This window comes from Methanothermobacter sp. K4, assembly GCF_022014235.1.
GTDB lineage: Archaea > Methanobacteriota > Methanobacteria > Methanobacteriales > Methanothermobacteraceae > Methanothermobacter.
Genome location: NZ_JAKLTD010000002.1, coordinates 417,085 through 430,253, shown reverse-complemented (window position 1 = coordinate 430,253; position 13,169 = coordinate 417,085). Strand labels below are relative to the sequence as shown.

Genomic DNA, 13,169 nt, shown 5'->3' with positions numbered 1-13,169 from the left:
CAGAATGAAAAAAAAAATTATTTTATGGCCTCTGCAATCAGAGGAGCCACTGAGATCTCACTTACCTCGGATTTCAGGGTGTCTGTCGCAATCACCCGCTCAACACCGGCAGAGAATATCTTGAGCAGAGCGTCCTCCACTAGGACAGGGTGGACACAGCACACGGTTATGCTTGAGGCCCCGCAGTTTCTTAAAATTCCCGCGGCATTGACAATCGTACCCCCGGTACTTATGATGTCATCCACCACCACGGCGTCCATTCCCTCAACATCCAGGTCCCGCACCCGGGTCTCAACGGTTTCAGGGGAAAGCCTCACCTTCTCCATGTAATCGCATTCACATCCAAGTATGCTGCTGACCTCCCTGGCATGGCCCATGGCGCCCTTATCGGGTGCTATGATCACAGGATCATCCAGGAATGAAATGTGCCGGGCTATGAGGGGCATGGCAGAGAGTTCAGTTACGGGTACAGTGAAGAACTCGCTGAGGCAGTTCTCATGTAGGTTCACAGTTATGATCTCATCCGCACCAGCGGCCTCGAGAAGGCGGGCAACTATCCTGGCTGACACAGCCTCTCCACTCTTGAAGCGCCGCTCCTGCCTCCCATAACCGAAGTAGGGTATCACAGCCCTTACATAATCCGCCCCAAGATCCTTGAGGTTCTCCATCATGAAGAGAAGCTCCATGAGGTTCTCATCCTGCGGGGAACCTGTTGACTGGACAACGGTGACCTCACCATCAACCTCACCCTTAACACGGATGTAACGCTCCCCGTCAGGGAATTTACGGGTTTCAACTGGACACAGTCTATCATCAAGCAAATCTGCAACGCTTGCAGCCAGTTTCTGTGATGCTGAACAACCTATTATCATGAAAAATCACCATGCATGATTAACAATTTTTATATAGATAACTCTATTAATTCTAATTATAAAATTTTGTCAGACCAGAGAGGTGAAATGGTTGCATGAACTATCCATGGCCGATGCAATTGTAAGGACTGTCATTGATGCTGCAGAGAAGAACGATGCAGTGGAGGTCCTGGAGGTCACAGTTGAGATCGGCCAGCTCACTCTACTTAACCCTGAACAGATAAGATTCATGCTGGAGGTCCTCAGCGAGGGCACAGTACTTGAGGGGGCAGATTTTAACCTTGAAGTTGTTCCCGTTGAAATAGAATGCGAATGTGGATATGAGGGCGTGGTTGAGGCCGATGATCTTGACCACTTTGCCCCTGTCATAAGCTGCCCTGAATGCGGGGGACATGAATTCCAGGTGATTGCTGGCAGGGAATGCAACGTCAGGAACATAAAGATTGAGAAGAGGGAATAGAGGAGGAATTCCATGCATAAGATAGCAGAAGTTGAAATTCAAAATGATATTCTCCTTGCAAACAGAAAACTTGCTAAGAAAAACCAGAGGCGCCTTGACAGGTCAAACGTCTTTGCAGTTGACTTTCTGGGTGCAATAGGGTCAGGGAAGACAACACTCATAGAGAGACTCATTGAGAACATGGACAGGAAGGTTGCGGTCATTGCAGGGGATGTTATAAGTAAATTTGACGCTGGAAGGTTCGAAAGGTACGGCGTGCCAGTCGTTGGGCTTAACACAGGTAAGGAATGCCACCTTGACGCGCATCTCGTTGAACACGCGCTCGAGGATCTTCCACTTGATGAGGTGGACCTCCTTTTCATTGAGAATGTGGGCAACCTCATATGTCCAGTGGACTTTGATCTTGGATCACATATGAGGGTCGTTGTTGTAAGCTCCACAGAGGGTGATGATACGGTGGAGAAGCATCCCCTCATATTCAGGGAGGCCGACCTCGTGGTTATCAACAAGGCCGACCTTGCAGATGCCGTTGGTGCAGATCTCGATAAGATGGTTGAGGATGTTAAACACATCAACCCTGATGTAAGGGTGCTTAAAACCAGTTTAAAAACCGGTGAAGGCGTTCAGGAGATAATTGATGCCATTGAGGATGCCATGGCGGATTAAAATTTATGGTGGTCCCCTTGAAGGTATGGATTGACATTACAAACGCCCCTCACGTGAGGTTTTTCAGGGACATCATCACCCACCTCCAGGACGAGGGGGAGGATGTGATCATAACCGCAAGGAAGTTCGGGGATATCCACAGGCTCATGAACCTCTTTGGATTTGAATTCACCTCGATAGGTGAACACGGCGTTACACTTTCTGAAAAGCTTCTTGAGAGTACAAAGAGGGCCTACAAGCTCTCAAAATTTATAACCGAAGAAAAACCTGATGTCGGCCTTTCAAAACATTCAATAGAGCTTCCAAGGGTCACATTTGGTCTTGGGATCCCCAGTGTCTATGTACTGGACAATGAGCATGCCCTCGCAGCCAACAAGCTGACACTCCCACTCTGCGACCATATAATCATGCCTGAGGTCATTGACCTCTGGGATATAATGAAGACAGGGGCTGACCCAAACAGGATAACAAGGTACAGGGGGACATCTGAGATAATCCACTTCCAGAACTTTGAGTACAACGAGCACATCTTCGAAGACCTGAACCTGAAACTTGAAAGGGAGAAGACAATACTCATGAGGCCCGAACCATCCCTAGCATCATATCTGGATGCGGACTGCCATGAATCTGTGCTCACACCGATAGTGGAGGTTCTAAAGGATTACGCCAACATCCTAATCATCCCGAGGTTCAGGGAACAGGAAGAGATCTTCAGGGGATACGAAAACGTCACCATACTCAAGCCGCCGGTAGACACATTCAGCCTCATGAAGAGGTGTGACCTTGTGATCGGGGCCGGGGGTACCATGAACAGGGAGGCCGCCCTCCTGGGCACACCTGTAATATCCTGTTACCCTGGAAAGCCGCTTTCGGTTGACAGATTCTACATTGAGAACGGGCTGATGTACCGGTCAACGGATGTTGATGAGATAGTCAACATGGCACTGAGGCTTCTTGTTTCACGAAAGGGTACCAAGGAAATCAGGACAGATGACCTTTTCAAGATAATAATTGACAGTGTCTATGAGGCCGCTGACTCGGGACACAAAAAGTAGTATTGATGGACTGGCCGGGATTTGAACCCGGGGCCTCCGCCATGCCAAGGCGACGCTCTACCAACCTGAGCTACCAGCCCTAACACAGTATACATTAAGTCTTTTCATATTTAAACTTAACCCTTTAACCGTTCTCCAGTTCGTTCATAATATTATCCGGTGGTTTGCTTGATCTTAAGGAATGTGAGGGAGGAGGATTTCACTGCTATAGCAGAACTGGCATTGAAATGTCCACCCATGGTTACAGAGAGGAACTCCATATACCACATATTCACAAGGTTCTTCAGCAGCACATCTTTTGTTGCAGAGGAGGATGGAAGGATCACTGGGTTTCTTCTGGGATTCATATCCCAGGACGATCCTCATGAGGCATACATTCATCTTCTGTGTGTCTCACCACACCTCAGGGGAGGGGGCGTGGCATCACGGCTTCTTGAGGTCTTCACAGAAACTGTGAGGCAGAAGGGGGTTCATGTGATATACCTTATAACAAAACCAGTGAACCAGAGGGCGATAAGATTTTACCTTAAAAATGGGTTCAGGGCGGTTGAGGAGGGCGAAACCATTGATGCGGGTCCTGTGAAGGCGGTGGCAGATTACAATGGTCCCGGTGAGGACATGGTGGTATTCAGAAGGCTCATCTGACGCTAAAGGACCCTCTGGAAATGCATCCCTGCTATCCCCACAGGGTGTTCAGGCTCCGGAAAAACTTTTTAAGATGACCCCCAATATAAGGATGTATCTGATAATCTGATAAATTTCTGGAGGATTAAATTGGCCCTCATAGCACAGAATCACCTTCAGTTCATAGTCGAGGTCGGCATCCTCATGTATGTTGCCATGATATTCCTGCTGAACCTGGCACCCCTTTCCCTCAGCATGATACTCTTTCTCTGTCTGGTGCTGGGGATAGGATTCAATATAATATTTGGCCTTGATGTTGTGGCGCTCTTCATGTCCTTCGGGCAGAGTGAATTCACACACCCATTTGGCCCCATAGCACTTCTTGTTACCATATCATCACTTGCAGCCCTTGCAATCATGGAGGACTCCGGGGTTGAGGTGGGGGGACTCCGGGGATTCGTTTATATCCTCATGGCGGGCATAACTGTTTTTGGGGGTCTCATGCACAGGTCATTCCTTCTCCTGTGGCTTCTGGGGCTGCTGATAGGTTTCTTCCTAATCTCTAAGTCCATGAGGCAGAAATCCATCATAACAGTTAAGAGGGTTCTGGGCTTTGCTTTCATCGCGGTCGCAGGATTTGGGGGCTTGGAGTTACTTTCAAGGATACTCCAGATGCCTGTTTTAAGCCCCCTCCTCCGTATAGAGAGGCTTGAGACCTTTTCACTTCCAAGCCTCAAACTTGTCCTAAAGAACACAGCAGTTCTTGGACATAACCCCATGTCATCCTACTGGGGTGAACTATCAAGTGGATTTGCAGACGGCTACATTTCACTGCCACTTCAGCTGATACTCTTCTTTGGTCTTCCATTCCCGGTCTTCTATGGCATACTGGTCAACAAGAAGGATGTGATAGATTACATGGTGCCTGGAATATTTGGATGGGCATATGACTTTGGTTACATTACAATGGTCTTCCTTTTAATCTGGTGTGTGGGCATCATCATTATGGGCCTCAGGATGCTCTACATGTACCGTGATATGAGGGAAAATGGCTCAAAAACATACCTTGGAAGGGAGGTCCTCCTCACAGGCGCACTTGCAGCCTTCATGTCCCAGGCCCTCATAGGACTCTTCATAATAAACAGGACAATAAACGGGACAGCGCTCATGACATTCATATTTCTCAGCTCACTCATATTCGCCACTTCATTCGGGGTGAAGGAGTAATTCAGTATTCAGGGAGTGTATAGATGAAAAAGGCTTTGATGATACTCGGATGCCCGGAGTCACCGGTTCAGGTTCCCCTGGCAATCTACACATCACATAAACTCAGGAAGAAGGGATTCAGTGTCACCATAACAGCAAATCCCGCTGCAATAAGGCTTGTAGAGGTTGCGGATCCGGAGGGTGTATACACTGGTAAACTCACTGACCTCGACTCCTGCCTCAATGAACTCTCTGAGGGGGACTACGAATTCCTTGCAGGCTTTGTACCCAATGATGCCGCCGCTGCATACCTTGCAACCTTTGCAGGAATACTTAATACAGAAACACTGGCGGTTATATTTGAAAGGGATGCGGAAACCCTTGAGGAACTTGTTGATACTGTGATGGAAGGTACAAAAGCCGAGATAATAGCCGCGAGAGCACACCACAACCCGGCCCCGCTGAGAGTCAGGATAGACAGATTCCTGGAGGAGCTATGATGTCATTCTGCATAGAGACCTACCTGCAGCAGTCAGATGACTATGAAATCCACATGACCCGTTCAGGGTTCAGGGAATGCGCAGCCTTCATTGAGAAAAAGGCAAAGAGGGTCGTCCATATAAGACCCGGTGAGAAGATACTGGGCGCAAGGATAATAGGCATACCCCCGGTACCGGTGGGCATAGATGAGGAACGCTCAACCGTGATGATACCCTACACAAAGCCCTGCTATGGAACAGCTGTCATAGAGATACCCGTCGATGAGGATGAAATAGAGAGAATAATTGAAGTTGCAGAGCACTGACGGTGATAGAGTGATCACAACGGTGGTTGGAAGCTACCCTGCAACCCCCAGGGGACCTGAAACATTAAGGGAGCGAATTTCAAGTTTTATAGGATCCTATGATGCCTGCAGACCCGCCATAGAGACTGCAGTGAGGGACCAGGTAAGGGCAGGTGTTGACATCATCTCAGATGGACAGGTGAGGGGTGACATGGTGGGCCACTTTGCAGAGGCAATGGGCGGCATGATGGTAAAGGATAGGGTATCAACCATATTTTCAAGGATAACACCCCCTGCAGGCTCCATAGGATCAGATGATCTGATATATGCAATTGGCATCCTCAGAAAACTTACAGATGATGAATCAAAGGGTGTTAAGGGCATAATCACAGGACCATCCACCATGGTGCACGCCTCAAGGATAGAGGGATTCTACAGCCCCCAGAAGAGGGATAGGGCAATTATGGATATGGCAGATGCCCTTAAGGTTGAGGCCGAACACCTCCAGGATGCAGGGGCGGTCATGATACAGATAGATGAACCATTCCTCTCAACTGGCATGGTGGATATGAGGATAGCAAGAATGGCTGTTAAACGCATTTCAGGAGACCTTGATGTTGATGTCTCCCTCCATGTATGCGGTGACATAAGCGGGGTTATTGGGGAACTCCTCACATTCCCAGTTGATATGCTGGACCTTGAATTTGCAGGAAGACCATCAAACCTTGAAGTGCTGGCAGAGAAATGGAGGGGCGATAAAAAACTGGGATTCGGCTGCGTTGACACATCAACGGAGGCCGTTGAGTCCACAGATGATATAAAAGACCTTATTAAAAGGGGATCTGATATAGCCGGGGAGGATAACCTATACATAGACCCTGACTGTGGAATGAGAAAACTTCCCAGGAAGGTGGCATTTGCCAAACTAAAGAACATGGTGAAGGCTGCATCAGAGTTTTAGGGGGTTCAAAGATGGCCTATGAGATAAGCGTCGAGGAAATTGCGGAGGGCTGGATTAAACTGGTTAGGAAGATAATGAGTGATGGGAGAGAGATAAGGGATGAAAGGGGGTCCCTCACAAGGGAGGTCATGAACACGGTTGTGACAATAAAAAACCCCCTCGGCAGGTCAGAAGACTTCTACCACCTCCCGGCCAGATCACTCATCAATATAAGGGTCCCTGAGGGGTACTTCTGGAGTGGAGAGAAACTTGAGAAGTACTCAGAACAGTTCCTCTCAGATGACAGGAAGGGATTCGTATACACCTATGGGAACCGTCTCAGGGCACACTTCGGTGTGGACCAGGTGGATAGGGCGATAGAGAGACTGAAAAACTGTAAAGAGTCCAGGAGGGCTACCATGGTCACTTGGGACCCTAAAATAGATACTGAAAGTGATGAGGTTCCATGCATGATCCTCGTGGACTTCAAGGTGAGGGATGGGAGGCTCTTCACCACTGCACTCTGGCGCAGCCACGACATCTACGGGGCATGGTTCCCCAACGCCGTTGGCCTCGCCTACCTTGCAGATCACGTCGCATCAGAGGTGGGGGTTGAGGTGGGGCATATAACCATCCACTCCATTAGCGCTCATATATATGAGGTTAACTTCAAAGAAGCAAAAGAGGTGATTGAAAATGGTTAGTGTAAACATTGAGGCAAAAAAAATAGTTGACCGGATGATCGAAGGCTCAGATGACCTTAAAATAAGCGTTGATAAACTTGAAAATGGTTCAACAGTCATAGACTGTGGTGTTAACGTTGACGGCAGCATAAAGGCCGGTGAACTCTACACCGCTGTGTGCCTTGGAGGCCTTGCAGATGTGGGCATATCAATACCCGGTGACCTATCAGAGAGGTTCGCCCTACCATCAGTCAAGATAAAGACAGACTTCCCTGCCATCTCAACACTGGGTGCCCAGAAGGCTGGCTGGTCAGTCAGTGTGGGCGACTTCTTTGCCCTTGGTTCAGGACCTGCAAGGGCCCTTGCACTTAAACCGGCAGAGACCTATGAGGAGATAGACTACCAGGACGATGCTGACATTGCAGTGCTCACCCTTGAAGCAGATAAACTGCCAGGGGAGGACGTAACAGACAGGATTGCAGAGGACTGTGATGTTTCACCGGAGAATGTTTACGTACTCGTGGCCCCAACATCATCCCTTGTGGGTTCAATACAGATCTCAGGCCGTGTGGTGGAAAACGGTACCTACAAGATGCTTGAGGCTCTCCACTTTGATGTTAAAAAGGTCAAGTACGCCGCGGGTATCGCCCCAATAGCCCCCGTGGACCCTGACAGTCTGAAGGCAATGGGTAAAACCAATGACGCCGTCCTCTTTGGAGGCAGAACCTACTACTACATAGAATCAGAGGAAGGCGATGACATAAAATCCCTTGCAGAGAACCTGCCATCATCAGCCTCTGAGGGCTACGGTAAACCCTTCTACGACGTATTCAAGGAGGCGGACTACGACTTCTACAAGATAGACAAGGGAATGTTCGCACCAGCAGAGGTCGTGATAAATGACCTCAGAACAGGTGAGGTCTTCAGGGCAGGATTTGTCAATGAAGAACTCCTGATGAAGTCCTTTGGACTTTAATTTCTTTTTAACTTTTTTTGGAGCAGCAGTTCATGCCATCAGTATCAGTAACTCATTGCCAGTCCTATGACCCTGAGGAGGTCAGGGATGGTGTTGGAGAGTGCCTGGATCACCTTGGGGGTGTTAAAAAATTCGCATCACCCGGTGACAGGGTCCTTCTGAAACCCAACATGCTCATGGCAGCCCCTCCTGAGAGACACGTCACAACAAATCCTGTGGTTATCGAGGCGGTTGCAGAGCTATTCATAGACATTGGGGCTGATGTAAGAGTTGGGGACAGTCCAGGCGGATCCTTCAGGAATATAGAAAGCTTCTGGAGGGCCACAGGGATACTTGACGTGGCAGAGAGGCTTGATATTGAACTCATAAACTTCGAGGCATCTGGGTCATACATAATGGGAAGGGAGGGCTATCCCATCTCAAGGCCGGTTGTGGATAGCGACGCCGTTATCAACCTCCCCAAGCTCAAGACCCACTCCATGACCATATTCACCTGTGCTGTCAAGAACATGTATGGTGCTGTACCTGGCTTCAGGAAGGCGGATTATCACAGGGAACACCCGGGGCCATCTGAATTTGCTGAGAAGCTCCTTGAGATCTACCTGCTTACGAATCCTGCACTCACCCTCGTTGATGGGGTGGTGGGGATGGATGGCAATGGTCCCTCAGGAGGGGATCCAAGACACCTCGGGCTTCTTCTGGCATCAGAGGATGCGCTGGCACTTGACATTTACATACCCCTGCTCCTGGGAATGGACCCCTTCAGGGTACCTGTGAATGAAGCTGCACGGAGGAGTAACCTTGCTCCTGACCCTTCAGATATAGAGATTCTGGGATTCGAGGCTGAAGCGGTGGATGACTTCAGATGGCCCTCCAACATATACTACACCCTTGATCTGCTCCCATCGGGCCTTGCACGTGCGCTCATGAAACTCTGGTGGTCAAGGCCAGCCATAGACCCTGAAAGGTGCAGGAACTGTAATGTATGTGTTGAGAGCTGCCCTGCCGATGCCCTCAAGTCTGGGGCGCTGGTACCAGAGTTTGACCACTCCAGCTGCATCAACTGCCTCTGCTGCATGGAGGTATGCCCACACAGGGCTTTCTACCAGGATAAAAGCCTCCTCTACAGGCTTACCAGTCTGTTCTCAGGCGTGCTCAAATAGTTTTTCTCTGAAGGTTGACTGTGAGGCGCACACCAAAACTTTTATTGATATAAGGCCATAACTAAAACCGGTGTTCCCATGGAATTCTATACAGAGGAGATTCCACTTCGAACCTCCATGCGGGTTGAACTCATTGATATAACCTCCATGGTTTCAGGGGTCCTCGAGTCATCCGGAATAAGGGAGGGGATACTGAACATCTTCTCAAGGCATTCCACATCAGCGATATTCATAAATGAAAATGAGACGCGGCTCCTGGGGGACATAGAGTCAATGCTCACAGGTATGGTGCCTTCAGGGGGGTCATATGGCCATAATGTAATAGATAACAATGCTGATTCCCACCTGAGGGCCGTGCTCCTTGGCGGGAGCCAGACGATTCCAGTGGTAAATGGGAAGATGGACCTTGGTACATGGCAGAGCATATTCTTCGCTGAACTCGACGGTCCAAGAAACAGGAGGGTCAGGGTTTCGGTTGCTGGTAAGCCTTGAAGGTCGGTTATTGGGGGTCAGGGTTTTCTGTGTAAACCCTTAACCCGGTTATTTATTTTTCTGGAGAATCACAGAACCCAATACGATTTGGGATTAGGTTTGGGTTGATATTCACTTCTCCTCAAATTCAATTTCAAGTGCAATGACAGGGTACTCGAGGTTGAAGTTTGTCACAACCTCAGGGTGAACCTCACCGAAGAACCCCCTTATTTCTGATGAGTCACCCTCAGATTCAATGGACGCACACCTTCCCCTTATGAATGATGGGTGGTCGAGGGGTTCCACTCTGAAATCATATCCAAGGTTCTCAACCACTGCAGCCGCAATTGACTTGATCTCGGTGAAACCCGCGCTTGAATGGGTAACTGCACATGCAAGCTTCTTCACGGTACGTGTACGTGTCTCGGCTTCAGGGTCAATGTATACAACATCCCCAACCTCGAATATTCTCTGGGGGAGGTCCTCATGCCTGTTATCCTCAAGGAATTCAAGGAGACCATTCAGGAGGCTCTTGCGGATCATGGTCCGATCCTGTGAAATCGACTGGGCAACCTGCACCCTCTCATCCTCCTCGAGCCTCATCCTCTGGTAGTGGCTCTCCTCACTCGTCAGCATGAGGCTCATCACCTCCTGGAAGCCCAGACCCACCATAACCTCCCTTACGAATTTATCGGCCCTGTTCCAGTTATCCTCCTCTGCAATGGTTGCAACTTCAGGGATAATGGGTTCAATCCTCCCTATGCAGTACTGGGTTGCTATGTTCTCCACAAGGTCAACCTCGTGGAGGATGTCCACCCTGTAGGCAGGGATAACCGCAAGGACCTCATCAGGGGAGACGATGGATGCATCCATACGGGCCTTCATGAGGAGCCCTGTAATCTCAGCAGCGTCAAGTTCAATGCCTGTTATGCGTGAAGCTGTTGATGCAGAGACACTCATCTCCTTTGGTGTGAGGTCAGGGAGCCTTAACTCAGATTCAGGGCGCTTCACCGTTACTGACCTTATGACACCACCTGACTCTGCGAATGATGTGCATATGATGTTCAGGGCCTGGTTAACTGCCCTCTCATCGGTGCCTGTAACATCAACGAGTATCCTCTCTGTCTCTGGGGTTAACTTGGTGAGTTCCCCGTTTATTATGGGGGGGAGGGAGAGTACATCTCCATTCTTATCGGTTATGAGGGGATACCTTTCACGGTCCCTAAGGAGATGTGCATAGGCCACACCCTTGGGGTGCTCCTCCAGTATCTCCCTGGGTGTCATTTCACATACACTCTCAAGGGGGGTGAAGGTGACACCGTCAGGTTCAACTCCCCTGTAGATGAAGGGCGGCTCAACACGGTCAAGGTCATGTATACCAATGGCCACCTTCCTCCGGTCACGCCCTATAACCCAGTGGAGGTCCTCCTGGAACTCCATTACCTGTTTAAGCTTCTTATCTGTGAATCTAACATTTTCAATGACAGCCATTCCAAGGTGGGGCCTCACACTGAGGACAGACTCATCAACGGTAACCTCAATGCCGGATTCAAGAACATCATAGCGGGGCATGCCTGTTTCAATGCCCAGAAATCCCCTGAGACTCCTTGCAACACCCTCAACTGAGAGGAGGTCAGGGCGGTTGGGGAAGAATTCAACCTTAATACCTTCATCGTCAAAGTCCTCAATGTCACTCCCCATCATCGGCAGAACTTCAATGAGTCTCTCTTTATCAATGTCAATGCCCAGTTCCTTCAGGTCATTGTAATCCAACGTTATAACAGGCATGGTGATCTCTCCGGTAAAGATGATGGTTCAAATTATCATGGGTATCCAATAAATAATTAACCCGCCCCTCATCTCAACATTAATATAGTCCAGGAAACAGAGTATATAGAAAAGGGGGGTGTGATTGTTGAGGCACATTTTTTTGCTACATTTTTTGTGATCGCGATTTTCATGGGTGCAGCATCAGCTACAGCTGCAAATGAGAGCTGGGGGTCATCCGGCCAGCATCATCATGAGGTTGACTCTGAATGCTGCTCGGTGGTGGTTAATGTTAATGAGAGTGATGCGGTCTTTGCCTACAGGCGGGATTCCACCTATGCCGCGACCCTAAGGATTCAGAAGACGGTCTGGAATGGCAGGGAAACCCTGAAGGAATACAAGACCGTCAATGGATACTTCTTTCACACCATAATCTCAGAGGGTGGCTGGATGATGGGGGCGGGCGGACCCGATATAGTGTGGATAAACCGGGCCCTTGAGTCCATAGGAGGAGATATCATCCGGCGCGGCAACGTGACATCCTATGATATGAGGAGGGCCCACAGCCTCGTGAGGAAACTTGGTCTCGGCCACTTCGTTATAAGGGGCCCGGGTGGTCAGGCAGGTGTTTCGATTTACAGAGGGGGCTACTCAAGGCTCTCATTATTCAGGCTGAGGAATGGGGAGTACATAAGTGTACCCAACAGTCCATCCTATTACAGGAGAGGCTACTATTCTCGCTGGAGTCAAAATCCCCTTAAGGCAGCGGTTTATGCTGCCGGAACAGACCGCTGGGGCTATAACAGGCGAAACATACTCCTCTACGAGTCCATGAGTCTTGAGAACTCCACACTTCTGAGGGTGCACGCAACCTTCGATGGAGGGAGGCTCATTGGAAGAAACCGGGGAAGGCCAGATAACATAATATTCCTTGGAAAATATGTGGCCGCATCATCACTCCCACGGATACCCACCACAAAATTCATAGGCTCTGTGACACTGAAGAGAAACCGATAAATCCAGGATCGAATCCTTTTAAAAGAAAAACGGGTCTTTCTAGATGGCAGAGAAGACCATTATGAAGAAAACCGATTCCACAGTGAAGTGTAGGGCCCTGTGATACAGCCACCCATGGTCCACCCCGCTCAGCTGATGGTAAAGATCCACAATAAGGTGTATGAGGGCTGCAAGGAACCCTATCTCAAATGAGAGAAACACAAGGGACAGCACTATGAAGTGGAAGAGGGCCTCCAGGCCCTCATGGACCAGCCACAGCTGTATATTCGATGAGACAGTCTCCTTGATTAAACCTGCTAGAAGTATGTAGAAATCAAAGAAGACGTTCCAGAGTATCCTCATGTGTATCTCATCACTTATTGCAAGGAAGAGTGCTATGTAGAACCAGATTAATTCCATTGGCATTCACCATATGAGAACTTGCTCTCCTTTTATTTCTCCACAAAGTTAGAGTATTCAAACATCTTTATAAAGATTGGGTAGTG

Annotated in this window: 16 protein-coding genes and 1 tRNA gene; 13 read left to right on the top strand and 4 right to left on the bottom strand. The window is 49.0% G+C overall.

The window, feature by feature from the left end; translation table 11 throughout:
• Positions 1 to 17: 17 nt before the first annotated feature.
• Complete coding sequence (locus L5462_RS05925) at positions 18 to 872, bottom strand: ribose-phosphate diphosphokinase (protein ID WP_237779873.1); 855 nt, start codon at positions 870 to 872, stop codon at positions 18 to 20.
• A gap of 91 nt (positions 873 to 963) precedes the next feature.
• Here L5462_RS05925 and hypA point away from each other — a divergent pair, with 91 nt between their 5' ends.
• The 3 genes from hypA to L5462_RS05910 are packed head-to-tail and all read left to right on the top strand — an operon-like array spanning position 964 to position 3,053.
• Entirely contained in the window at positions 964 to 1,332 is a 369-nt protein-coding gene (gene hypA / locus L5462_RS05920) for a hydrogenase maturation nickel metallochaperone HypA (RefSeq protein ID WP_237779872.1), read from the top strand.
• A 12-nt stretch (positions 1,333 to 1,344) separates the two neighbouring features.
• Entirely contained in the window at positions 1,345 to 1,998 is a 654-nt protein-coding gene (gene hypB, locus L5462_RS05915; protein WP_237779871.1) for a hydrogenase nickel incorporation protein HypB, read from the top strand.
• Between the two features lie 8 nt (positions 1,999 to 2,006).
• A complete protein-coding gene (locus L5462_RS05910) occupies positions 2,007 to 3,053 on the top strand; it encodes a DUF354 domain-containing protein (RefSeq protein ID WP_237779870.1) in 1,047 nt (348 codons plus the stop codon).
• Positions 3,054 to 3,059: 6 nt separating this feature from the next.
• On the opposite strand, the gene L5462_RS05905 is transcribed toward L5462_RS05910, so the two are convergent.
• Positions 3,060 to 3,133 (bottom strand) — tRNA-Ala (locus L5462_RS05905).
• An 88-nt stretch (positions 3,134 to 3,221) separates the two neighbouring features.
• Between L5462_RS05905 and L5462_RS05900 the strand changes: the two genes are divergently transcribed.
• From L5462_RS05900 to L5462_RS05860, 9 genes are all read left to right on the top strand, one after another.
• Positions 3,222 to 3,698, top strand: coding sequence for a GNAT family N-acetyltransferase (locus L5462_RS05900; RefSeq protein WP_255772498.1), 477 nt, complete (start codon positions 3,222 to 3,224; stop codon positions 3,696 to 3,698).
• A gap of 129 nt (positions 3,699 to 3,827) precedes the next feature.
• On the top strand, positions 3,828 to 4,904 hold the full coding sequence (locus tag L5462_RS05895; RefSeq protein WP_237779868.1) for a hypothetical protein: 1,077 nt from the start codon (positions 3,828 to 3,830) through the stop codon (positions 4,902 to 4,904).
• 23 nt (positions 4,905 to 4,927) lie between these two features.
• Complete coding sequence (locus L5462_RS05890; RefSeq protein WP_237779867.1) at positions 4,928 to 5,383, top strand: DUF1890 domain-containing protein; 456 nt, start codon at positions 4,928 to 4,930, stop codon at positions 5,381 to 5,383.
• Positions 5,383 to 5,688, top strand: a complete 306-nt coding sequence (locus L5462_RS05885; protein WP_237779866.1) for a DUF1894 domain-containing protein — start codon at positions 5,383 to 5,385, stop codon at positions 5,686 to 5,688. The genes L5462_RS05890 and L5462_RS05885 overlap by 1 nt, the downstream gene beginning before the upstream one ends.
• A gap of 10 nt (positions 5,689 to 5,698) precedes the next feature.
• Positions 5,699 to 6,628, top strand: a complete 930-nt coding sequence (locus tag L5462_RS05880) for a methionine synthase (protein ID WP_237779865.1) — start codon at positions 5,699 to 5,701, stop codon at positions 6,626 to 6,628.
• Between the two features lie 11 nt (positions 6,629 to 6,639).
• Positions 6,640 to 7,311 (top strand): thymidylate synthase, encoded by a 672-nt coding sequence (locus L5462_RS05875; RefSeq protein WP_237779864.1) that lies wholly within the window; start codon positions 6,640 to 6,642, stop codon positions 7,309 to 7,311.
• On the top strand, positions 7,304 to 8,266 hold the full coding sequence (mch, locus tag L5462_RS05870) for a methenyltetrahydromethanopterin cyclohydrolase (RefSeq protein WP_237779863.1): 963 nt from the start codon (positions 7,304 to 7,306) through the stop codon (positions 8,264 to 8,266). The genes L5462_RS05875 and mch overlap by 8 nt, the downstream gene beginning before the upstream one ends.
• Before the next feature lie 32 nt (positions 8,267 to 8,298).
• A complete protein-coding gene (locus L5462_RS05865) occupies positions 8,299 to 9,429 on the top strand; it encodes a DUF362 domain-containing protein (RefSeq protein ID WP_237779862.1) in 1,131 nt (376 codons plus the stop codon).
• 78 nt (positions 9,430 to 9,507) lie between these two features.
• The gene (locus L5462_RS05860) at positions 9,508 to 9,921 is read left to right on the top strand and encodes a secondary thiamine-phosphate synthase enzyme YjbQ (RefSeq protein WP_237779861.1); all 414 of its coding nucleotides are present in this window, start codon (positions 9,508 to 9,510) and stop codon (positions 9,919 to 9,921) included.
• 111 nt (positions 9,922 to 10,032) lie between these two features.
• Here L5462_RS05860 and pheT read toward each other — a convergent pair whose 3' ends face one another.
• Positions 10,033 to 11,688 carry a phenylalanine--tRNA ligase subunit beta gene (gene pheT / locus L5462_RS05855; RefSeq protein WP_237779860.1) on the bottom strand — a complete coding sequence of 552 codons (1,656 nt, stop codon included), beginning with the start codon at positions 11,686 to 11,688 and terminating at the stop codon, positions 10,033 to 10,035.
• A gap of 156 nt (positions 11,689 to 11,844) precedes the next feature.
• On the opposite strand from pheT, the gene L5462_RS05850 reads away from it, so the two are divergent.
• Entirely contained in the window at positions 11,845 to 12,684 is an 840-nt protein-coding gene (locus tag L5462_RS05850) for a hypothetical protein (protein ID WP_237779859.1), read from the top strand.
• Positions 12,685 to 12,723: 39 nt separating this feature from the next.
• Here L5462_RS05850 and L5462_RS05845 read toward each other — a convergent pair whose 3' ends face one another.
• On the bottom strand, positions 12,724 to 13,083 hold the full coding sequence (locus L5462_RS05845; protein ID WP_237780032.1) for a hypothetical protein: 360 nt from the start codon (positions 13,081 to 13,083) through the stop codon (positions 12,724 to 12,726).
• Positions 13,084 to 13,169: the final 86 nt, after the last annotated feature.

What these genes read in the sequence shown, in the direction of transcription:
- L5462_RS05925 (WP_237779873.1), bottom strand. Translation starts at nt 872, where the DNA reads ATGATAATAGGTTGTTCAGCATCACAGAAACTGGCTGCAAGCGTTGCA.
- hypB (WP_237779871.1), top strand. Translation starts at nt 1,345, where the DNA reads ATGCATAAGATAGCAGAAGTTGAAATTCAAAATGATATTCTCCTTGCA.
- L5462_RS05890 (WP_237779867.1), top strand. Translation starts at nt 4,928, where the DNA reads ATGAAAAAGGCTTTGATGATACTCGGATGCCCGGAGTCACCGGTTCAG.
- L5462_RS05885 (WP_237779866.1), top strand. Translation starts at nt 5,383, where the DNA reads ATGTCATTCTGCATAGAGACCTACCTGCAGCAGTCAGATGACTATGAA.
- L5462_RS05875 (WP_237779864.1), top strand. Translation starts at nt 6,640, where the DNA reads ATGGCCTATGAGATAAGCGTCGAGGAAATTGCGGAGGGCTGGATTAAA.
- mch (WP_237779863.1), top strand. Translation starts at nt 7,304, where the DNA reads ATGGTTAGTGTAAACATTGAGGCAAAAAAAATAGTTGACCGGATGATC.
- L5462_RS05865 (WP_237779862.1), top strand. Translation starts at nt 8,299, where the DNA reads ATGCCATCAGTATCAGTAACTCATTGCCAGTCCTATGACCCTGAGGAG.
- L5462_RS05860 (WP_237779861.1), top strand. Translation starts at nt 9,508, where the DNA reads ATGGAATTCTATACAGAGGAGATTCCACTTCGAACCTCCATGCGGGTT.
- pheT (WP_237779860.1), bottom strand. Translation starts at nt 11,688, where the DNA reads ATGCCTGTTATAACGTTGGATTACAATGACCTGAAGGAACTGGGCATT.
- L5462_RS05845 (WP_237780032.1), bottom strand. Translation starts at nt 13,083, where the DNA reads ATGGAATTAATCTGGTTCTACATAGCACTCTTCCTTGCAATAAGTGAT.